A 14201-nucleotide genomic window follows, 5' to 3' on the forward strand; every position below is an offset into this window, starting at 1 on the left:
CAGCGGGCATCCTGATGTCACTCGCGTTCCCCTCCTTCGCCATCTGGCCGCTCGCGCTCGTCGCCGTGGCGATCATGCTGGTCTGCCTCGACGGCAGGCGCCTGGGTACGGCCCTGCTGGTGTCGGGCGTGTACGGGCTGGTGTTCTTCTCCCTGCTCGTCTCGTGGACCTCGCGCTACCTCGGGCCCGTGCCCTGGATCGCGCTGAGCGTCGTCGAGGGGGCGCTGACCGCGCTGTCGCTGACGCTCGTCGCGCTGGCCTATCGCTGGCTCCCGCGGGTGATGCCGCGCTCGAGGGCGCTGCTGCTGCCGGCACTGGTCGCGGCGCTGTGGACGACGCATGAGCTGTTCCTGGGCAACTGGCCGTACGGCGGCTTCCCGTGGGCTCGGCTGGGCATGACGCAGGCGGAGGGGCCGTTCGCGCCGGTCGCCTCGTGGGTCGGGGTCAGCGGGCTCGGATTCCTGATGGTCTTCGCCGTCGCGCTGCTGATCGAGGTCGTCCGCGCGGGCTCCTGGCGCCGCCCGCTCACGCTGATCGCCCCGGCGGTCACGGTGATCGCCCTGCTGTTCGCGCCGCTGTTCCCCACCGCACCGGCGGGCAGCATGCGCATCGCCGCCGTGCAGGGCGACGGGCCGACCGGCTACTTCGACAGCCGCGAGCAGTACAGCGTGATCGACGCGCAGCTGACCGCGACGGAGCCGCTCAGGGGCGAGCAGGTGGATCTGGTGGTCTGGCCGGAGGGCGGCGTGGACTACGATCCGTTCCAGGATGCGTCCACGGCGCGACGCCTGACGCGGGTGGCGGCCTGGATGGATGCCCCGCTGCTGGCGAACACCGCCACCGAGCGCGGCGACGACATCTTCAACACCTCTTTCCTGTGGACGACCGACGGCGCGGCCACACAGCTGCATGACAAGCGGCATCCGGTGCCGTTCGGCGAGTACGTGCCCGACCGGGGCTTCTACGAGGCGCTCGCTCCCGACCTGATCGGCCTGATCGGGCGGGAGTACACGCCGGGCACGAACCCACCGCTGGTGAGAGTGGGCGACGTGGGCGTGGGGCTGGCGATCTGCTTCGACGTCATCTACGACGAGGTGATCCGCGAGAGCGTGACGCAGGGTGCCGGTGTGCTCGTCTTCCAGACCAACAACGCCGACTTCCGCGGCACGGATGAGAACCTGCAGCAGCTGGCCTTCGCCCGCATGCGCGCGATCGAGACCGGTCGCAGCGTCGTCAACATCTCCACGGTCGGCACCAGTCAGATCATACGCCCGGACGGCACGACGATATCGTCCCTGGACGCAGCGGAGGCCGGAGCGCTGCTCGACGATGTCGAACTGCGTTCCGGCCTCACGGCTGGGGTGCTGCTGGGCCCGTGGATCCAGCGGGCTCTGGTGGTGCTGGCGCTGGGAGCGCTGGCCGGCGCCGGCGTGCTCGCGCGGCGGCGACGCTGAGTCAGGCTCCGATGCGCTCGCGCGTCGGGTCGTCGCCGGCGCCGCGGCGGGCGCGGACGTAGGCGAGTCGGTCGGCCAGGAGCTCCTCGAGCTCCTCACGGGTACGGCGCTCCAAGAGCATGTCCCAGTGGGTGCGGGCGGCCTTCTCGTCGTTCTCCTCGAGCTTCACGGAGTTCCCGTCGACCTGCAGCAGCGCGTCGGCGCCGCAATTGCGGCACTCCCAGGTCTGCGGCGGCTCGGCGTCGGCCGAGAACATCAGGGTCGTCTCGTGACCGCACGTGTCGCACTTGTAGGTGGTGGCGCGTCGCTCCATGAAGACGACGCCCTCCTCGCTCTGAAGGCTCTGGGCTCCCAGTCGGATGCCGCGAAGGCTACGATCTGCCATTGTGTGGTCCTCTCGTCGCTGTCAGGTATAACGGTCGCGCCTGTGCGCTTCATCCACAGCGGCGGATTCCCGGTCGAACTCACAGGGGAATCCCAGCGCCGGTCGGCGGGGGAGCGCGTCAGATCGTGCGGAGCGCGAGGTCCGCTCGGTCGGTGACGATTCCGTCGGCTCCGGCGGCGACCAGCCTCACCATGTCGCGGGGGTCGTTGACCGTCCAGACATGCACCTCAGTGCCGCACCGGTGCGCTGCGCGGACGAGCGCGGGTGTGAAGAGGGGGATGCCCCGGTGCCGCTCCGGGATCTGCACGGCGTCTACGGCGCGGAGCGCCCGAGCGGGGGAGAGGCGCAGCCAGGACAGCATCCGCAGGGCGAGGATGACCGAGCGCCCTGCCGAGGTCGCAGGGCGGATGCCGGCGCCGGCGCGCAGGACGGACGCCAGCGCCGCGCGCCGGTTGCGCTCGGAGAAGCTGGTGAGCAGCACCCGGTGGGTGTGCGCCGCCAGCAGCGGTCCGATCGGTTCCGCCGCGGCGGGCGTCTTGACGTCGATGTTGAACCGGATCTCGGGGAAGGCGTCGAGTGCATCGGCGACCGTCAGCAGCCCGCCGTGGTCCGCGAAGATGGCGGAGAGCTCGCGCGTGCGCAGCGCGGACACCGCGCGTTCGTCGCCGGTGAGCCGCTGCAGTGTGGAGTCGTGGAAAAGCACCACATCGCCGTCGGCGGTCATCTGGCAGTCGGTCTCGATGTACTCGACGCCGGCGGCGTGCGCTGCGGCGAAGGATGCGGCGGTGTTCTCCCACAGCGGCGCGTCCTCGCCGGCCGCAGGCACCAGCCCGCGGTGGGCGAGGACGCGCGGATGCCGGGCGTCCTGGAAGTACGGGTGCGTCACGCGCCGGGCAGGGAGCTGTCCGCGCCACCGCCGGATCGCGGAGTGAACGCTGTGCCGATGCCCTTCAGTGCCTCGGTCAGCTCGCTGGGGATGATCCAGAGCTTGCTCGACGAGCTCTCGCTGATCTTGGGCAGCATCTGCAGGTACTGGTACGCCAGCAGCTTGTCGTCGGGGCGGCCCTCGTGGATCGAGGCGAATACGTTCTGGATCGCCTCCGCCTCACCCTGCGCCCGCAGGACGGCCGCCTGCTTGTCTCCCTCGGCCTTCAGGATCGCGGCCTGCCGCTGACCCTCCGCCTCGAGGATCTGGGACTGCTTGGAGCCCTCTGCCGTCAGGATCGCGGCGCGGCGATCGCGCTCAGCGCGCATCTGCTTCTCCATCGAGTCCTGGATGGACACCGGCGGGTCGATGGCCTTCAGCTCCACGCGCGAGACGCGGATGCCCCACTTGCCGGTCGCCTCGTCGAGCACGACCCGCAGCTGCCCGTTGATCTCATCGCGGCTGGTGAGCGCCTCCTCGAGGTTCAGCCCGCCGACGACGTTGCGGAGCGTGGTCGTGGTGAGCTGCTCGACGGCGCCGAGGTAGTTGGCGATCTCATAGGTCGCGGCCCTGGCATCCGTCACCTGGAAGTACACGACGGTGTCGATCGACACCACGAGATTGTCCTCGGTGATCACCGGCTGGGGTGGGAACGAGACGACCTGCTCGCGCATGTCGATGAGCGGACGGAGACGATCGATGAACGGCACCAGCAGATTCAGGCCCGGGTCGAGGGTCTTGTGGTACCGGCCGAGCCGCTCCACGATGCCAGCGGTCGCCTGCGGGATGATCCGGATCGATCGGGCGATCGTGACCAGCACGAAGATGATGACGGCGATCGCCAGGATCCAGGCGATCGCTGCGGGGATGAACGAGTCGTCCATCTGTGCTCCTATTCGGTGACGGGGCGGACGATGGCGGTGGCGCCGTTGATCTCCGAGACGGCCACGCGGCTGCCCTGGAGGATCGGGACGCCGTCGGCGCTGCGAGCGGTCCAGGTGTCGCCGTTGCTGAGCTTGACCTGACCGGAGATGTTCGTGATGTCGTGCAGCGCCGTTCCGCGCAGGTCGATCAGCGCTGCGACGTTCGACTTCGCAGGATCCTCGCCGCGGCGCAGCCGGTGCAGCAGAGGCGGTCTGAGGAAGAAGATGAAGAGGGCGGCTGCGGCGGCGGCGATGATGACCTGAGCCCACAGAGGCAGGCCGACCAGGTCGGCGACGAGGCCGAGGACGCTGCCGAACGAGAGCATCAGGAACGTGAAGTCGAGGGTCATCATCTCGATCACCAGGAACACGGCGATGAGCACCAGCCAGCCGATCCAGGCCCACTGCTCGATACCTGCGATGAAGTCCATGCGCCCTCCTGCGGTCAACCTACCACGCGACGGATCCCCCGGCCCGGCGCCCGTCGCGTTGTAGGGTTGGGAGGTCGCCGCACCGGCGACTCTCCGCGCATCACGAGGAGTCAGGAATGACCCAGGTTCTCCCGGCCGGATCCCTCGACGGAAAGGTGGCGCTCGTCACCGGCTCGTCCCGGGGCATCGGCGCCGACACCGTCCGCTACTTCGCCGAGGCGGGAGCGGATGTCGTCATCAACTACCGCAACAAGGCGCCGCGCGCCGAGAAGCTCGCCACGCAGCTGCGCGAGCTGGGGGTGCGCGCGCTGGTCGTCGGCGCCGACCTCACCGATCCGGACTCCGTCGCGAGCATGCTGGAGCAGGTGCGCAGTGAGTTCGGTCGACTCGACATCCTCGTGCTCAACGCCTCCGGAGGCATGGAGTCCGGGATGGGGGAGGACTACGCGCTCACGCTCAACCGCGACGCGCAGCTGAGCGTGCTGAAGACTGCGGAGCCCCTGCTCGGCGACGGCTCGCGCGTGGTCTTCGTCACCAGCCACCAGGCCCACTTCATCCGCACGACGCCGACCATGCCCGAGTACGAGCCGGTCGCGCGCTCGAAGCGCGCCGGCGAGGATGCGCTGCGCGAGCTCATCCCCGGTCTGGCAGAGAAGGGCATCGGCTTCACCGTCGTCTCCGGTGACATGATCGAGGGCACGATCACCGCCACGCTGCTGAACCGACTCAACCCGGGCGCGATCGCCGAGCGTCGCGAGTCGGCGGGCAGGCTCTACAACGTGTCGGAGTTCGCCGCGGAGGTGGCGCAGGCCGCCATCGATCCCGTGCCGGCCGACAATACGCGCCTCGTCGGCGACACCTCGGACTTCACCGCGGAGTGATCAGCTGCTCTCCTCCGAGGGCAGCGGCACAGCGGGCGCGGCATCCCGCCCCAGCATGATCGCCCGGGCGATCTGCAGCGCTCCCAGGGCGACCAGAGCGATGCCGGCGAGCCACCAGAGCGCGATGACGTACAGCGGCGAGAGCACCAGCACGATGCCGGCAACGATGCTCAGGATCGCGTGGACGACGGTCCAGAGCTTCGCGCGGCCGCCCGAGCGCAGCGAGAGCGCGATCACGCCGTCGACGATCCACGTGATGCCCAGCAGCACGCCGAAGAACACCGTCAGCGCGGTGGTGAACGTCAGCAGGCAGACGAAGGCGACGATCCCCGCGACCACGTACAGTGCTCCGAGCACGACGCGGGCGATGCGGGCGCGCCCGCCGTCGCCGGGGGAGAACACCTCAGCGCCGAGGTGGATGAGTCCCTGCACGATGAGGTAGGCGGCCAGGACGCCGGCGAACAGCATCGCCGTGCCGGTCGGGGAGAGCAGGATGAACGCGCCGAGCAGCAGCATGACGACGCCGGAGACGACCAGTGTGCTGCGGACTGCGGAGCGGAGGCTCCTCAGCGCGGGGGAAGCGTGGGACATGTCGGCCCTTTCCTGATTCCTCGGGTGGGATACGCGCAAGCGTAGCGAGTCCGGCGCGCCCGGGTTGTCCCGGCCCCGCAGTGGTCCCGGCCGCGCAGGTGGAGCATGTCGGCGCAGCGTGCGACGATCGTGGGATGGCAGAGGCTTCCTCCCGCAGTGACGACCGGCTCAAGGAATATGTGATCCTCCGGCGTGTGCGCGACCGCATGGACCGCGAGTACGCCCATCCCCTCGACGTGGAGGACCTCGCGCGCGGTGCGCACATGTCGGCCGGGCATCTCAGCAGGCGGTTCAAGCAGGCGTTCGGCGAGTCACCGTACTCCTACCTGATGACCAGGCGGATCGAGCGGGCGATGATGCTGCTGCGTCGTGATGAGCTGAGCATCACCGACATCTGCTTCGCCGTCGGATGCTCATCGCTGGGGACGTTCAGCACGCGGTTCACCGAGCTCGTCGGCGTTCCTCCGAGCGTGTACCGTGAGCGCGGCGCGGAGCACACGGTCGGGATGCCGGCGTGCATCGCCAAGCAGGTGACCAGACCGATCAGGAATCGAGAAGCGCGCACTTCTTCGCGTTTCTAACGTGGAGGTCATGAACGCAATCGAGTACATCACCCTCGAGGTGAACGACCTGTCCGCCGCCCAGAGTTTCTACGACGTCGCCTTCGGAGTGGGCGACCGGCTCCGCCTGACCCAGAGCGACGCCGCCACCGGCGGCTTCCGCGGGTTCACGCTGTCCCTGGTCGCCTCCCAGCCTGCCGATGTCGACGCACTCTTCCAGAGCGGCCTCGACGCGGGCGCCACGGTCATCAAGCCCGCCACCAAGTCGCTCTGGGGCTACGGCGGCACGCTGCAGGCACCGGACGGAGCGATCTGGAAGCTCGCGACCGGGGCCAAGAAGAACGCCGGGCCCGGCGAGGTGCGCTTCGACTCCTTCGTGCTGCTTCTCGGCGCCGCGAGCGTGCCGGAGTCCAAGCGGTTCTACACCGGCCGAGGCTTCGAGCAGGGGAAGAGCTTCGGCAGCTACGCCGAGCTGGGCGGCTCCGAGGATCCGGTTCGTCTCGCGCTGTACAAGCGCGCTGCTCTCGCCAAGGATGCCGGGGTCCCCGCCGCCGGCACCGGATCGCACCGGCTCGTCATCCATCCGGTCAGCGGCGAGTTCGTCGATCCGGATGGGTTCGTGTGGGCGTGATGGTCGACGGCTCATGTGTCTTCCGGGCTGGCGGGACGCGCTCACCCGCGCATACGCCGAATCTGCTCCAGTCGCGAGTCGTTCGAACCGTAGGGTAGGTGTCATGGCGATCTCCATCCACACGACCGCGCTGCCGCACCTCGACCCGGACGAGTCCGTCGCCTTCTATCGTGACGCTCTCGGCTTCGAGGTGCGCAGCGATGTGGGCCAGGGGGCGATGCGCTGGATCACCGTCGGCGAACCGGGTCAGCCGGACGTGTCGATCCTGCTGGCGCCGCCGGTCACCGACCCGGGTGTGACGGACCAGGAGCGGCAGACGATTCTCGAGATGATGGCCAAGGGGACCCACGGCTGGATCCTGCTGGCCGCCGACGACCTCGACGAGGCGTTCGAGAGGGCCGTCGGCGCCGGCGCGGAGGTCGTGCAGGAGCCGGTGGACCAGCCCTACGGATCACGGGACTGCGCGTTCCGCGATCCTGCCGGCAATCTCGTGCGCATCCAGCAGAGGGGTTGACCATGCATGCGGCAGACAGTCACGACAGCATCCGGGTGGAGGGCGCCCGCGAGAACAATCTGAAGGACATCAGCGTCGTTCTCCCCAAGCGCCGGCTGACGGTCTTCACCGGCGTGTCGGGGTCGGGGAAGAGCTCACTGGTGTTCGACACCATCGCGGCGGAGTCCCGGCGCATGATCGACGAGACGTACAGCGCGTTCGTCCAGGGGTTCATGCCCTCGGTGCCTCGACCCGACGTCGACGTGCTGGAAGGGCTGACCACCTCGATCATCGTCGACCAGGAGCGCCTGGGCGCCAACCCTCGCTCGACCGTGGGCACCGTCACCGATGCCAACGCGATGCTGCGCATCCTGTTCTCCAAGCTCGGCGAGCCGTACATCGGCGGGCCGACCGCGTTCTCGTTCAACATCCCCACGCAGAAGGCCAGCGGCGTGATGGTCGGCCCCAGCGGCGAGAAGAAGATCGTGAAGGATGCCATCTACCTGGGCGGCATGTGCCCGCGCTGTGAGGGCAGGGGAGCGGTGTCGGACGTCGACCTGTCCCAGGTCGTCGACGAGTCCAAGTCCTTGGACGAGGGCGCGATCCTCGTGCCCGGGTACACCGCCGACGGGTGGATGGTGAAGGGCTTCTCGCAGTCCGGGTTCTATCCGGCGGACAAGCCGATCGCGGAGTTCACCGAGAAGCAGCGTCACCTGTTCCTGCACGGCGAGGTGACGAAGGTGAAGATCTCGGGGATCAACATGACCTACGAGGGTCTGATCCCCAAGATCACCAAGTCGATGCTCTCGAAGGATCTCGACGCCCTGCAGCCGCACATCCGCCGGTTCGTCGAGCAGGTGGCGACTTTCGCGACGTGTCCGGAGTGCGACGGAACCCGTCTGACCGAAGGCGCACGCTCCTCGAAGATCGACGGCGTGAGCATCGCCGACGCCTGCAGGATGCAGGTCACGGACCTGGCATCCTGGGTGCGCGGACTCGACCTGGCCGGGGCGGGACCGCTGCTGAGTGCGCTGAGCGCCAACCTCGATTCGTTCGTCGCGCTGGGACTGGGGTATCTGAGTCTGGACCGGCCGTCGGGAACGCTCAGCGGGGGAGAAGCGCAGCGCATCAAGCTGCTGCGTCACCTCGGCTCGTCGCTGACGGATGTCACGTACGTGTTCGACGAGCCGACGATCGGCCTGCACCCGCATGACATCCAGCGCATGAACAACCTGCTGCTCGAACTGCGCGACAAGGGGAACACGGTTCTCGTCGTCGAGCACAAGCCGGAGGCGATCGAGATCGCCGACCACGTCGTCGATCTCGGTCCCGGAGCGGGATCCGGCGGCGGGGAGATCTGCTTCGAAGGGACCGTCGACGAGTTGCGCAGCAGCGGAACGCTCACCGGGCAGCACCTCGACGATCGGGCGTCGCTGAAGGAGTCGGTGCGGCAGGCGACGGGCGCTATCGAGGTGCGCGGTGCCGACGCGAACAATCTGCAGCACGTGGACGTCGACATCCCCACCGGTGTCCTCACGGTGGTCACCGGTGTGGCCGGCTCCGGCAAGAGCTCGCTGATCCACGGCTCGGTCGCGCCACGCGAGGGCGTCGTGTCGATCGACCAGAGCGCCATCAAAGGCTCACGTCGCAGCAACCCGGCCACCTACACCGGGATGCTGGAACCGATCCGCAAGGCGTTCGCGAAGGCGAACGGCGTGAAGCCGGCGCTCTTCAGCGCCAACTCGGAGGGGGCCTGCCCCACCTGCAAGGGCGCGGGCGTGATCGTCACCGAGCTCGGATTCATGGACACCATCGAGACCCCCTGCGAGGACTGCGGCGGCAAGCGCTTCCAGTCGGCCGTGCTGGACTTCAAGCTCGGTGGTCTCGACATCACCGAGGTGCTGGACCTGCCGGTCGCGAAGGCGCGCGAGTTCTTCACCGCCGCCGAGACGAAGATCCCGGCCGTGGCGGCGACACTCGGCCGGCTCGAGGACGTCGGACTCGGGTACCTGACGCTGGGGCAGCCGCTCTCGACGCTGTCCGGTGGTGAGCGACAGCGGGTGAAGCTGGCGATCCAGATGGGGGAGAAGGGCGACGTCTACGTGCTCGACGAGCCCACGACAGGCCTGCACCTCGCGGACGTCTCGACGATTCTCGGTGTGCTGGACCGCCTGGTCGATTCCGGCAAGACCGTGATCGTGATCGAGCACCATCAGGCCGTCATGGCGCACGCCGACTGGATCATCGACATCGGTCCCGGAGCCGGACACGACGGTGGCCGGGTGGTGTTCGAGGGCACGCCCGCCGACCTCGTCGCCGCGAAGTCGACACTGACCGGCGAGCACCTGGCCTTGTACGTCGGTGCGTGAGGATCCTGCTGTCGCCCTGGTCGCGCCGAATCCTGCGCACTGGGAGCAGCGTTTCGAAGCGCTACGGGATCGCGTCCTCTCGATCCTGCCCGATGCGATCGTCGAGCACATCGGATCGACCGCAGTTGCTGGCATGTTCGCGAAGGACGTCGTGGATGTGCTCGTCGGCGTCGCGGCGGATGAGCTCTCAACGGCCGTAACGACCCTGAGCGACGACGGACTCGACCTCGAAGGACATCGACCGCACCATGCCTGGTTGAGTCTGCCGTCGCGAAGCGATCGGACCGCCATCGTTCATGTCGTCGCCCTCGACAGCGCTCAGTGGCGCGATCGCCTGGACTTCCGCGATCTGCTGCGCTCATCGCCAGGGGCCCGGGAATCGCACCTCGCGGTCAAGCGGAGTCTCGCCGACGGTGAAACGGGGTGGGGCCGGTACACCGCTGGCAAGGCACGGATCGTGCAAGACCTGCTCGACGAATACCGCGCCGGAAAGACCATATCCTCAAGTGCATGACGACTCCGGAACAGGACGACATCGATGCGCGCATCCAGACGTATTACGGCGAGGCGTTCGATGAGCATGCCCGCCTGACGACCAGGTCAGCGCAGGGTCCGCTGGAGTTCCGGCGCACGCACGAGATCATTCGCGAGCATGTTCCGAGTGGACGCGTGCTCGACATCGGCGGCGGGGCCGGCATCCACGCTCGCGCCCTGACGGACGCGGGCTATGCCGTCGAGATGATCGATCCTGTGCCGCGGCACGTCGATCAGGCGCGAGCCGCGGGTGTGGCCGCATCGGTCGCGGATGCTCGGGAGCTGCCCTTCGTGGACGACGCGTTCGACGCCGCGATCATGCTGGGCCCGCTGTACCACCTGGCGTCGCGTGACGACAGGCTCCGAGCGCTGCGGGAGGCATCCCGCGTGGTTCGGCCCGGAGGTGCGGTGCTCGCCGCAGGTCTCTCGCGTTATGTCGCCTTCGGTGCGACGTCGCTGGGCCGGCCGGTTCCTTCGCCGATTCCGGGGGAGTGGGCCGCGCTGATCGCCGACGGCAGGCCGGGCCCGGGTCTGCGATTCCCTGCCGGCCACTTCCACACTGCCGAGGAGCTGCAGGCGGAACTGGAGGAAGCCGATCTGGAGGTCGTAGACGTCCTCGGCGTGGAGGGACCCGCCGGTCTGTTCCTCGAGCAGGCAGGGGACGTGGGGGAGCAGGTGGCGGGTGCTGCGCTGATCGTGGCACGCGCTGCATCCGCTCTGCCCGCCATCCGCGACCAGAGCGCTCACCTGATCGCGATCGCGCGGGTGCGCGACTGAGTGCGCAGTCAGGGCACGAAGACGATGCGCTCAACGCTGGGGGCGTCCCAGTAGTGCTCGATCTCCCGCAGCGGCACCGCGTGAGCCTGCGTGCGCAGGGCGCCCGAGGACAGCGCTTCGGCGATCGCCGGCAGTTCCGCAATCAGGTCTCGTGCGGGGACCGAGCCGATGCCGCTGCCCACGATCTGCAGACGGGACGAGCGCAGCGCCGCTCCAGGAATCGGAGCCGTGTCGCCGGCCATGGAGCCGATCTGCACCCACGTCAGCGGCGCGGATCGGTCGCGGCGCCGGGTCAGCATGGGGATCAGCGCGGATGCCGCGGGCGCACCCCAGAGATAGTCGAGCACGACATCGGCATCGGCGGCGGCCTCGAACTCGTCCAGGCCGATCAGCTGGTCGGCGCCGAGGTCGCGAAGGTCCTCTAGCCGCTCGCGGTTGCGACCGGCGGCGATGACATGGCCGGCACCGAGCAGCTTCGCGATCTGCACGGCGAGCCGTCCGGACGCTCCGGTGGCGCCGGTGACGAGCACCCGAGCGCCGGCGGGAAACTCGATCCGACGCCGCAGAGCGACCCACGACGACATCGCCGGGTTCATCGCGGCGGCGATGATGACCGGGTCGGTGCCCGCCGGCAGCACCACGCTGCGGTCGGGATCGATCACCGTTCGCTCAGCGAACGTGCCCGCAACGGTGTCGTCGAGCACCACATAGCGCAGCGTGCCGGTCTCGTCGCGCACGACGCCGTCGACGCCCGGGGTGAGGGGGAGTGTCACCCCGTTGCTGTAGTGCTGCCCGGTGGCTCTTCCCCGGGTCAGGTGGTGCAGGCCGGCGGCGAGCACGTCGACCGCGATCTGCCCGGGGCCGGGAGTCGGCTCAGGCAGTGTCGCGTAGACCGGCGGACGATCGGCATGAGTGAGAGTGGCGGCGTGCATGGCTTCTCCAATATAGTTGGGAATACGAACCAGTTAAGAATGGTGGGGGATCCCAACTATGTCAAGTCCTATCGATGACGAGGTGCCGACCGAGGGTGCGAGCACAGACGACGCGCTCGACGCGCTCGTGCAGGTCGCGTTCCAGGTCATGGGAGTGCTCTCGCGCATCGGTGCCGAGAACGAGCTGTCGCTCACGCAGCTTCGCGTGCTCGGCATCCTGCGTGATCGTCGCCCGCGCGTGACGGAGCTCGCCGCACATCTGGGGCTGGACAAGTCGTCCATCTCGGGACTGATCGACCGAGCCGAGCGTCGCGGACTTCTGGCCAGAGAGAGGAACACTGAGGATCGCCGGGCCGTGGACGTGTTCCTGACGCCGGCGGGGCGCGAGCTGACGCACCAGATGTATGACACGGCGCGGCGCGAGCTGATGCCGATGCTCGACGGGCTGGACGCGCCGCAGCGGGAGCAGCTCCGCCGACTGCTGTGGCTGTCGACGCGAGACTGAACGGATCCGATTGCATCATCGTCGCTTCGCCGATAATGCACATTATGTCAGATTGAGGCGGGAGCTGCCCTGCCCCACTCTGGGCGAAGAGGAGATCTCCCGCACGGTCAGCATCATCCGGCCGTGCTCGGTGACCGGATGCCGTGCGCCCGAATCATGGAAGCCCAGCTTCTGCGGCACCCGGCGCGACGCGACGTTCCAGTCCCACACCGATGCCCAGAGCCGACGGTGTCCGAGCTCGCTCGACCACGCCACGACGGCTTCGCCGGCCGGTCGCATACCCGTAGCCGTGACGGCTGCTCAGCAGCTCGAATGCGATCTCGGGCTCCCCTTCGCCGCCTTTGTCGGTGAAGACCAGCCCCGCATTTCCGATGAGTTCCGCGCTCTCGTGAAGCACCACGCTGAGCAGCAACGACGACGTGATACGTCACCCGCGGCGGGCGCCCCACACGCCGGAGAACAACTACACCGCCTGCTGGACCGCGCAGTTCTCGCCGACCGCGGTCGAATAGGATCGCGACATGACGGACGGCATCGAGATCACGGTCGCGCAGCGGCTGTCGAACGACGACCTGCGACGGATCGAAATGCTGCTCCCCCAGTTGTCTGCGACCGCAGTCTTCGATCGCGATCGCGTGCAGGCGATGATTCACACGCCCGGCACGGACCTGTTCCTCGCCCGTGCCGGCGTGCGCGTGCTCGGCATGGCGACCCTTGTGACCTTCCCCCTCGTGACGGGATGGCGCGGGATCGTCGAGGATGTCGTCGTCGACCAGGAGGCACGCGGACGCGGCGTCGCGCGGCTGCTGCTCGAGGCGATCACCGCAGAGGCGGTGCGGCGTCGCCTTCGCACACTCGACCTGACTTCCCGGCCGTCACGCGAGTCGGCGCTGAGGCTGTACGAGGCCGTCGGCTTCCAACGCAGGGAGACGAACCTGCTGCGGTACGTGCCGGCTGGGTCGTAGCCGGCGGAGCATCGGGCTCCGATTCGATGCGCAAAGATGGACGAATGCCTGCCTTCCCCGACGCCATCCTCCACGCCGGTGCGGATCTCACCCTATCCGGGCTGATCGCCGACGATGCACCGCGGTTCGTCGATGTCTTCAGCGACTCGGATCTGCGCCGCTGGCTGCCGCTCCCCTCCCCTTACACGCTCGACATGGCCACCCAGTGGTGCACCACCATCAGCGACCAGCTTCGCGAAGAAGGGCGCGGCTTCGTCCTGGGCGTGCGCGAAGCCGATGAGCTGGTCGGCAGCGTCGATGCCAAGCGGGTCGACTGGCTCTCGAGAACCGCCGAACTGAGCTACTGGACGGCTCCCGACCGTCGCGGTCGCGGGATCATGCCGACCGCGGTTCGAAGGGTCGCGGAGTGGATGCTGGCCGAACTCGCCTTCGAGCGCATCGAACTGCGCATCGCCCCGGCCAACACCGCGTCGCTGCGCGCCGCGGAGAAGGCGGGCTTCCGGCGGGAGGGAACGGCACGCAATGCCGGCTTCACCGACAGCGGCCGCGTCGATCTGGTGGTCTTCTCGCTGATCCGCCCCGACATCGGCAGCTGAACACGTCAACTCCAGGTATCGCGCGCGGAGGGCGGCACGCCGAGCGCGCGGAGCGCCTGCATGCGCACGCGCCGGGTCGGCCGGCGGGCCGATGTGCAGCAGCCCGCGAGCACCCCAGACGCGAGCCCAGTGCTCCGGCCATCCGATCGTTCCGCACAGCCACGCGATGTCCGGATAGTGCGGATCGTCGTCTCGTGCGGTTCCCTGCACGAGAGCTTCGCACCAGTCGACGACGGCGCCGCGGCCGAA

The 14201-nt window shown here is 68.6% G+C and carries 18 protein-coding genes; 11 read left to right on the plus strand and 7 right to left on the minus strand.

Features of this window, described 5'->3' with window-relative positions; all coding sequences use genetic code 11:
- Positions 1 to 14: 14 nt before the first annotated feature.
- A complete protein-coding gene (gene lnt, locus Q9R19_RS05800) occupies positions 15 to 1454 on the plus strand; it encodes an apolipoprotein N-acyltransferase (RefSeq protein ID WP_396653463.1) in 1440 nt (479 codons plus the stop codon).
- A 1-nt stretch (position 1455) separates the two neighbouring features.
- Here lnt and Q9R19_RS05805 read toward each other — a convergent pair whose 3' ends face one another.
- The 4 genes from Q9R19_RS05805 to Q9R19_RS05820 all read right to left on the minus strand — a co-directional run bounded on the left by Q9R19_RS05805 (position 1456) and on the right by Q9R19_RS05820 (position 4118).
- Positions 1456 to 1839, minus strand: a complete 384-nt coding sequence (locus tag Q9R19_RS05805; protein WP_311255378.1) for an RNA polymerase-binding protein RbpA — start codon at positions 1837 to 1839, stop codon at positions 1456 to 1458.
- A 118-nt stretch (positions 1840 to 1957) separates the two neighbouring features.
- The gene (locus Q9R19_RS05810) at positions 1958 to 2725 is read right to left on the minus strand and encodes a glycerophosphodiester phosphodiesterase family protein (RefSeq protein WP_311255379.1); all 768 of its coding nucleotides are present in this window, start codon (positions 2723 to 2725) and stop codon (positions 1958 to 1960) included.
- Positions 2722 to 3648, minus strand: a complete 927-nt coding sequence (locus tag Q9R19_RS05815; protein WP_311255380.1) for an SPFH domain-containing protein — start codon at positions 3646 to 3648, stop codon at positions 2722 to 2724. Before Q9R19_RS05815 ends, Q9R19_RS05810 begins: the two co-directional genes overlap by 4 nt.
- An 8-nt stretch (positions 3649 to 3656) precedes the next feature.
- Positions 3657 to 4118, minus strand: a complete 462-nt coding sequence (locus Q9R19_RS05820; RefSeq protein ID WP_311255381.1) for an NfeD family protein — start codon at positions 4116 to 4118, stop codon at positions 3657 to 3659.
- A 116-nt stretch (positions 4119 to 4234) separates the two neighbouring features.
- Here Q9R19_RS05820 and Q9R19_RS05825 point away from each other — a divergent pair, with 116 nt between their 5' ends.
- Positions 4235 to 4999 (plus strand): SDR family oxidoreductase, encoded by a 765-nt coding sequence (locus Q9R19_RS05825; protein ID WP_311255382.1) that lies wholly within the window; start codon positions 4235 to 4237, stop codon positions 4997 to 4999.
- Here Q9R19_RS05825 and Q9R19_RS05830 read toward each other — a convergent pair whose 3' ends face one another.
- Positions 5000 to 5590, minus strand: a complete 591-nt coding sequence (locus Q9R19_RS05830) for a DUF308 domain-containing protein (protein ID WP_311255383.1) — start codon at positions 5588 to 5590, stop codon at positions 5000 to 5002.
- A 134-nt stretch (positions 5591 to 5724) separates the two neighbouring features.
- Here Q9R19_RS05830 and Q9R19_RS05835 point away from each other — a divergent pair, with 134 nt between their 5' ends.
- The 6 genes from Q9R19_RS05835 (at position 5725) to Q9R19_RS05860 (ending at position 10954) form a co-directional block, all read left to right on the plus strand.
- Entirely contained in the window at positions 5725 to 6171 is a 447-nt protein-coding gene (locus tag Q9R19_RS05835; RefSeq protein WP_311255384.1) for a helix-turn-helix transcriptional regulator, read from the plus strand.
- 10 nt (positions 6172 to 6181) lie between these two features.
- On the plus strand, positions 6182 to 6781 hold the full coding sequence (locus tag Q9R19_RS05840) for a glyoxalase (RefSeq protein WP_311255385.1): 600 nt from the start codon (positions 6182 to 6184) through the stop codon (positions 6779 to 6781).
- A gap of 103 nt (positions 6782 to 6884) precedes the next feature.
- Complete coding sequence (locus Q9R19_RS05845) at positions 6885 to 7295, plus strand: VOC family protein (protein ID WP_311255386.1); 411 nt, start codon at positions 6885 to 6887, stop codon at positions 7293 to 7295.
- Between the two features lie 2 nt (positions 7296 to 7297).
- Positions 7298 to 9643 carry an excinuclease ABC subunit UvrA gene (locus Q9R19_RS05850; protein ID WP_311255387.1) on the plus strand — a complete coding sequence of 782 codons (2346 nt, stop codon included), beginning with the start codon at positions 7298 to 7300 and terminating at the stop codon, positions 9641 to 9643.
- Positions 9636 to 10157: a GrpB family protein gene (locus tag Q9R19_RS05855; RefSeq protein WP_311255388.1), complete on the plus strand. Its 522-nt coding sequence runs from the start codon at positions 9636 to 9638 to the stop codon at positions 10155 to 10157. Before Q9R19_RS05850 ends, Q9R19_RS05855 begins: the two co-directional genes overlap by 8 nt.
- Complete coding sequence (locus Q9R19_RS05860; protein ID WP_311255389.1) at positions 10154 to 10954, plus strand: class I SAM-dependent methyltransferase; 801 nt, start codon at positions 10154 to 10156, stop codon at positions 10952 to 10954. Before Q9R19_RS05855 ends, Q9R19_RS05860 begins: the two co-directional genes overlap by 4 nt.
- 8 nt (positions 10955 to 10962) lie before the next feature.
- Here the strand turns inward: Q9R19_RS05860 and Q9R19_RS05865 are convergent, their stop codons facing one another.
- Positions 10963 to 11886 carry a zinc-binding alcohol dehydrogenase family protein gene (locus Q9R19_RS05865; RefSeq protein WP_311255390.1) on the minus strand — a complete coding sequence of 308 codons (924 nt, stop codon included), beginning with the start codon at positions 11884 to 11886 and terminating at the stop codon, positions 10963 to 10965.
- Between the two features lie 58 nt (positions 11887 to 11944).
- On the opposite strand from Q9R19_RS05865, the gene Q9R19_RS05870 reads away from it, so the two are divergent.
- Entirely contained in the window at positions 11945 to 12391 is a 447-nt protein-coding gene (locus Q9R19_RS05870) for a MarR family transcriptional regulator (protein ID WP_311255391.1), read from the plus strand.
- Positions 12392 to 12433: 42 nt separating this feature from the next.
- On the opposite strand, the gene Q9R19_RS05875 is transcribed toward Q9R19_RS05870, so the two are convergent.
- Positions 12434 to 12670: a hypothetical protein gene (locus Q9R19_RS05875; RefSeq protein ID WP_311255392.1), complete on the minus strand. Its 237-nt coding sequence runs from the start codon at positions 12668 to 12670 to the stop codon at positions 12434 to 12436.
- A gap of 242 nt (positions 12671 to 12912) precedes the next feature.
- Here Q9R19_RS05875 and Q9R19_RS05880 point away from each other — a divergent pair, with 242 nt between their 5' ends.
- Both Q9R19_RS05880 and Q9R19_RS05885 read left to right on the plus strand, forming a co-directional pair.
- Positions 12913 to 13356, plus strand: coding sequence for a GNAT family N-acetyltransferase (locus Q9R19_RS05880; protein ID WP_311255393.1), 444 nt, complete (start codon positions 12913 to 12915; stop codon positions 13354 to 13356).
- A gap of 44 nt (positions 13357 to 13400) precedes the next feature.
- A complete protein-coding gene (locus Q9R19_RS05885; protein WP_311255394.1) occupies positions 13401 to 13952 on the plus strand; it encodes a GNAT family N-acetyltransferase in 552 nt (183 codons plus the stop codon).
- Positions 13953 to 14201: the final 249 nt, after the last annotated feature.

The organism is Microbacterium sp. ARD32 (assembly GCF_031844385.1).
GTDB lineage: Bacteria > Actinomycetota > Actinomycetes > Actinomycetales > Microbacteriaceae > Microbacterium.

What these genes read in the sequence shown, in the direction of transcription:
- Q9R19_RS05880 (WP_311255393.1), top strand. Translation starts at nt 12,913, where the DNA reads ATGACGGACGGCATCGAGATCACGGTCGCGCAGCGGCTGTCGAACGAC.
- Q9R19_RS05875 (WP_311255392.1), bottom strand. Translation starts at nt 12,670, where the DNA reads ATGCGACCGGCCGGCGAAGCCGTCGTGGCGTGGTCGAGCGAGCTCGGA.
- Q9R19_RS05885 (WP_311255394.1), top strand. Translation starts at nt 13,401, where the DNA reads ATGCCTGCCTTCCCCGACGCCATCCTCCACGCCGGTGCGGATCTCACC.
- Q9R19_RS05815 (WP_311255380.1), bottom strand. Translation starts at nt 3,648, where the DNA reads ATGGACGACTCGTTCATCCCCGCAGCGATCGCCTGGATCCTGGCGATC.
- Q9R19_RS05845 (WP_311255386.1), top strand. Translation starts at nt 6,885, where the DNA reads ATGGCGATCTCCATCCACACGACCGCGCTGCCGCACCTCGACCCGGAC.
- Q9R19_RS05820 (WP_311255381.1), bottom strand. Translation starts at nt 4,118, where the DNA reads ATGGACTTCATCGCAGGTATCGAGCAGTGGGCCTGGATCGGCTGGCTG.
- lnt (WP_396653463.1), top strand. Translation starts at nt 15, where the DNA reads ATGTCACTCGCGTTCCCCTCCTTCGCCATCTGGCCGCTCGCGCTCGTC.
- Q9R19_RS05825 (WP_311255382.1), top strand. Translation starts at nt 4,235, where the DNA reads ATGACCCAGGTTCTCCCGGCCGGATCCCTCGACGGAAAGGTGGCGCTC.
- Q9R19_RS05860 (WP_311255389.1), top strand. Translation starts at nt 10,154, where the DNA reads ATGACGACTCCGGAACAGGACGACATCGATGCGCGCATCCAGACGTAT.
- Q9R19_RS05835 (WP_311255384.1), top strand. Translation starts at nt 5,725, where the DNA reads ATGGCAGAGGCTTCCTCCCGCAGTGACGACCGGCTCAAGGAATATGTG.
- Q9R19_RS05850 (WP_311255387.1), top strand. Translation starts at nt 7,298, where the DNA reads ATGCATGCGGCAGACAGTCACGACAGCATCCGGGTGGAGGGCGCCCGC.
- Q9R19_RS05805 (WP_311255378.1), bottom strand. Translation starts at nt 1,839, where the DNA reads ATGGCAGATCGTAGCCTTCGCGGCATCCGACTGGGAGCCCAGAGCCTT.
- Q9R19_RS05865 (WP_311255390.1), bottom strand. Translation starts at nt 11,886, where the DNA reads ATGCACGCCGCCACTCTCACTCATGCCGATCGTCCGCCGGTCTACGCG.
- Q9R19_RS05830 (WP_311255383.1), bottom strand. Translation starts at nt 5,590, where the DNA reads ATGTCCCACGCTTCCCCCGCGCTGAGGAGCCTCCGCTCCGCAGTCCGC.
- Q9R19_RS05840 (WP_311255385.1), top strand. Translation starts at nt 6,182, where the DNA reads ATGAACGCAATCGAGTACATCACCCTCGAGGTGAACGACCTGTCCGCC.
- Q9R19_RS05870 (WP_311255391.1), top strand. Translation starts at nt 11,945, where the DNA reads ATGTCAAGTCCTATCGATGACGAGGTGCCGACCGAGGGTGCGAGCACA.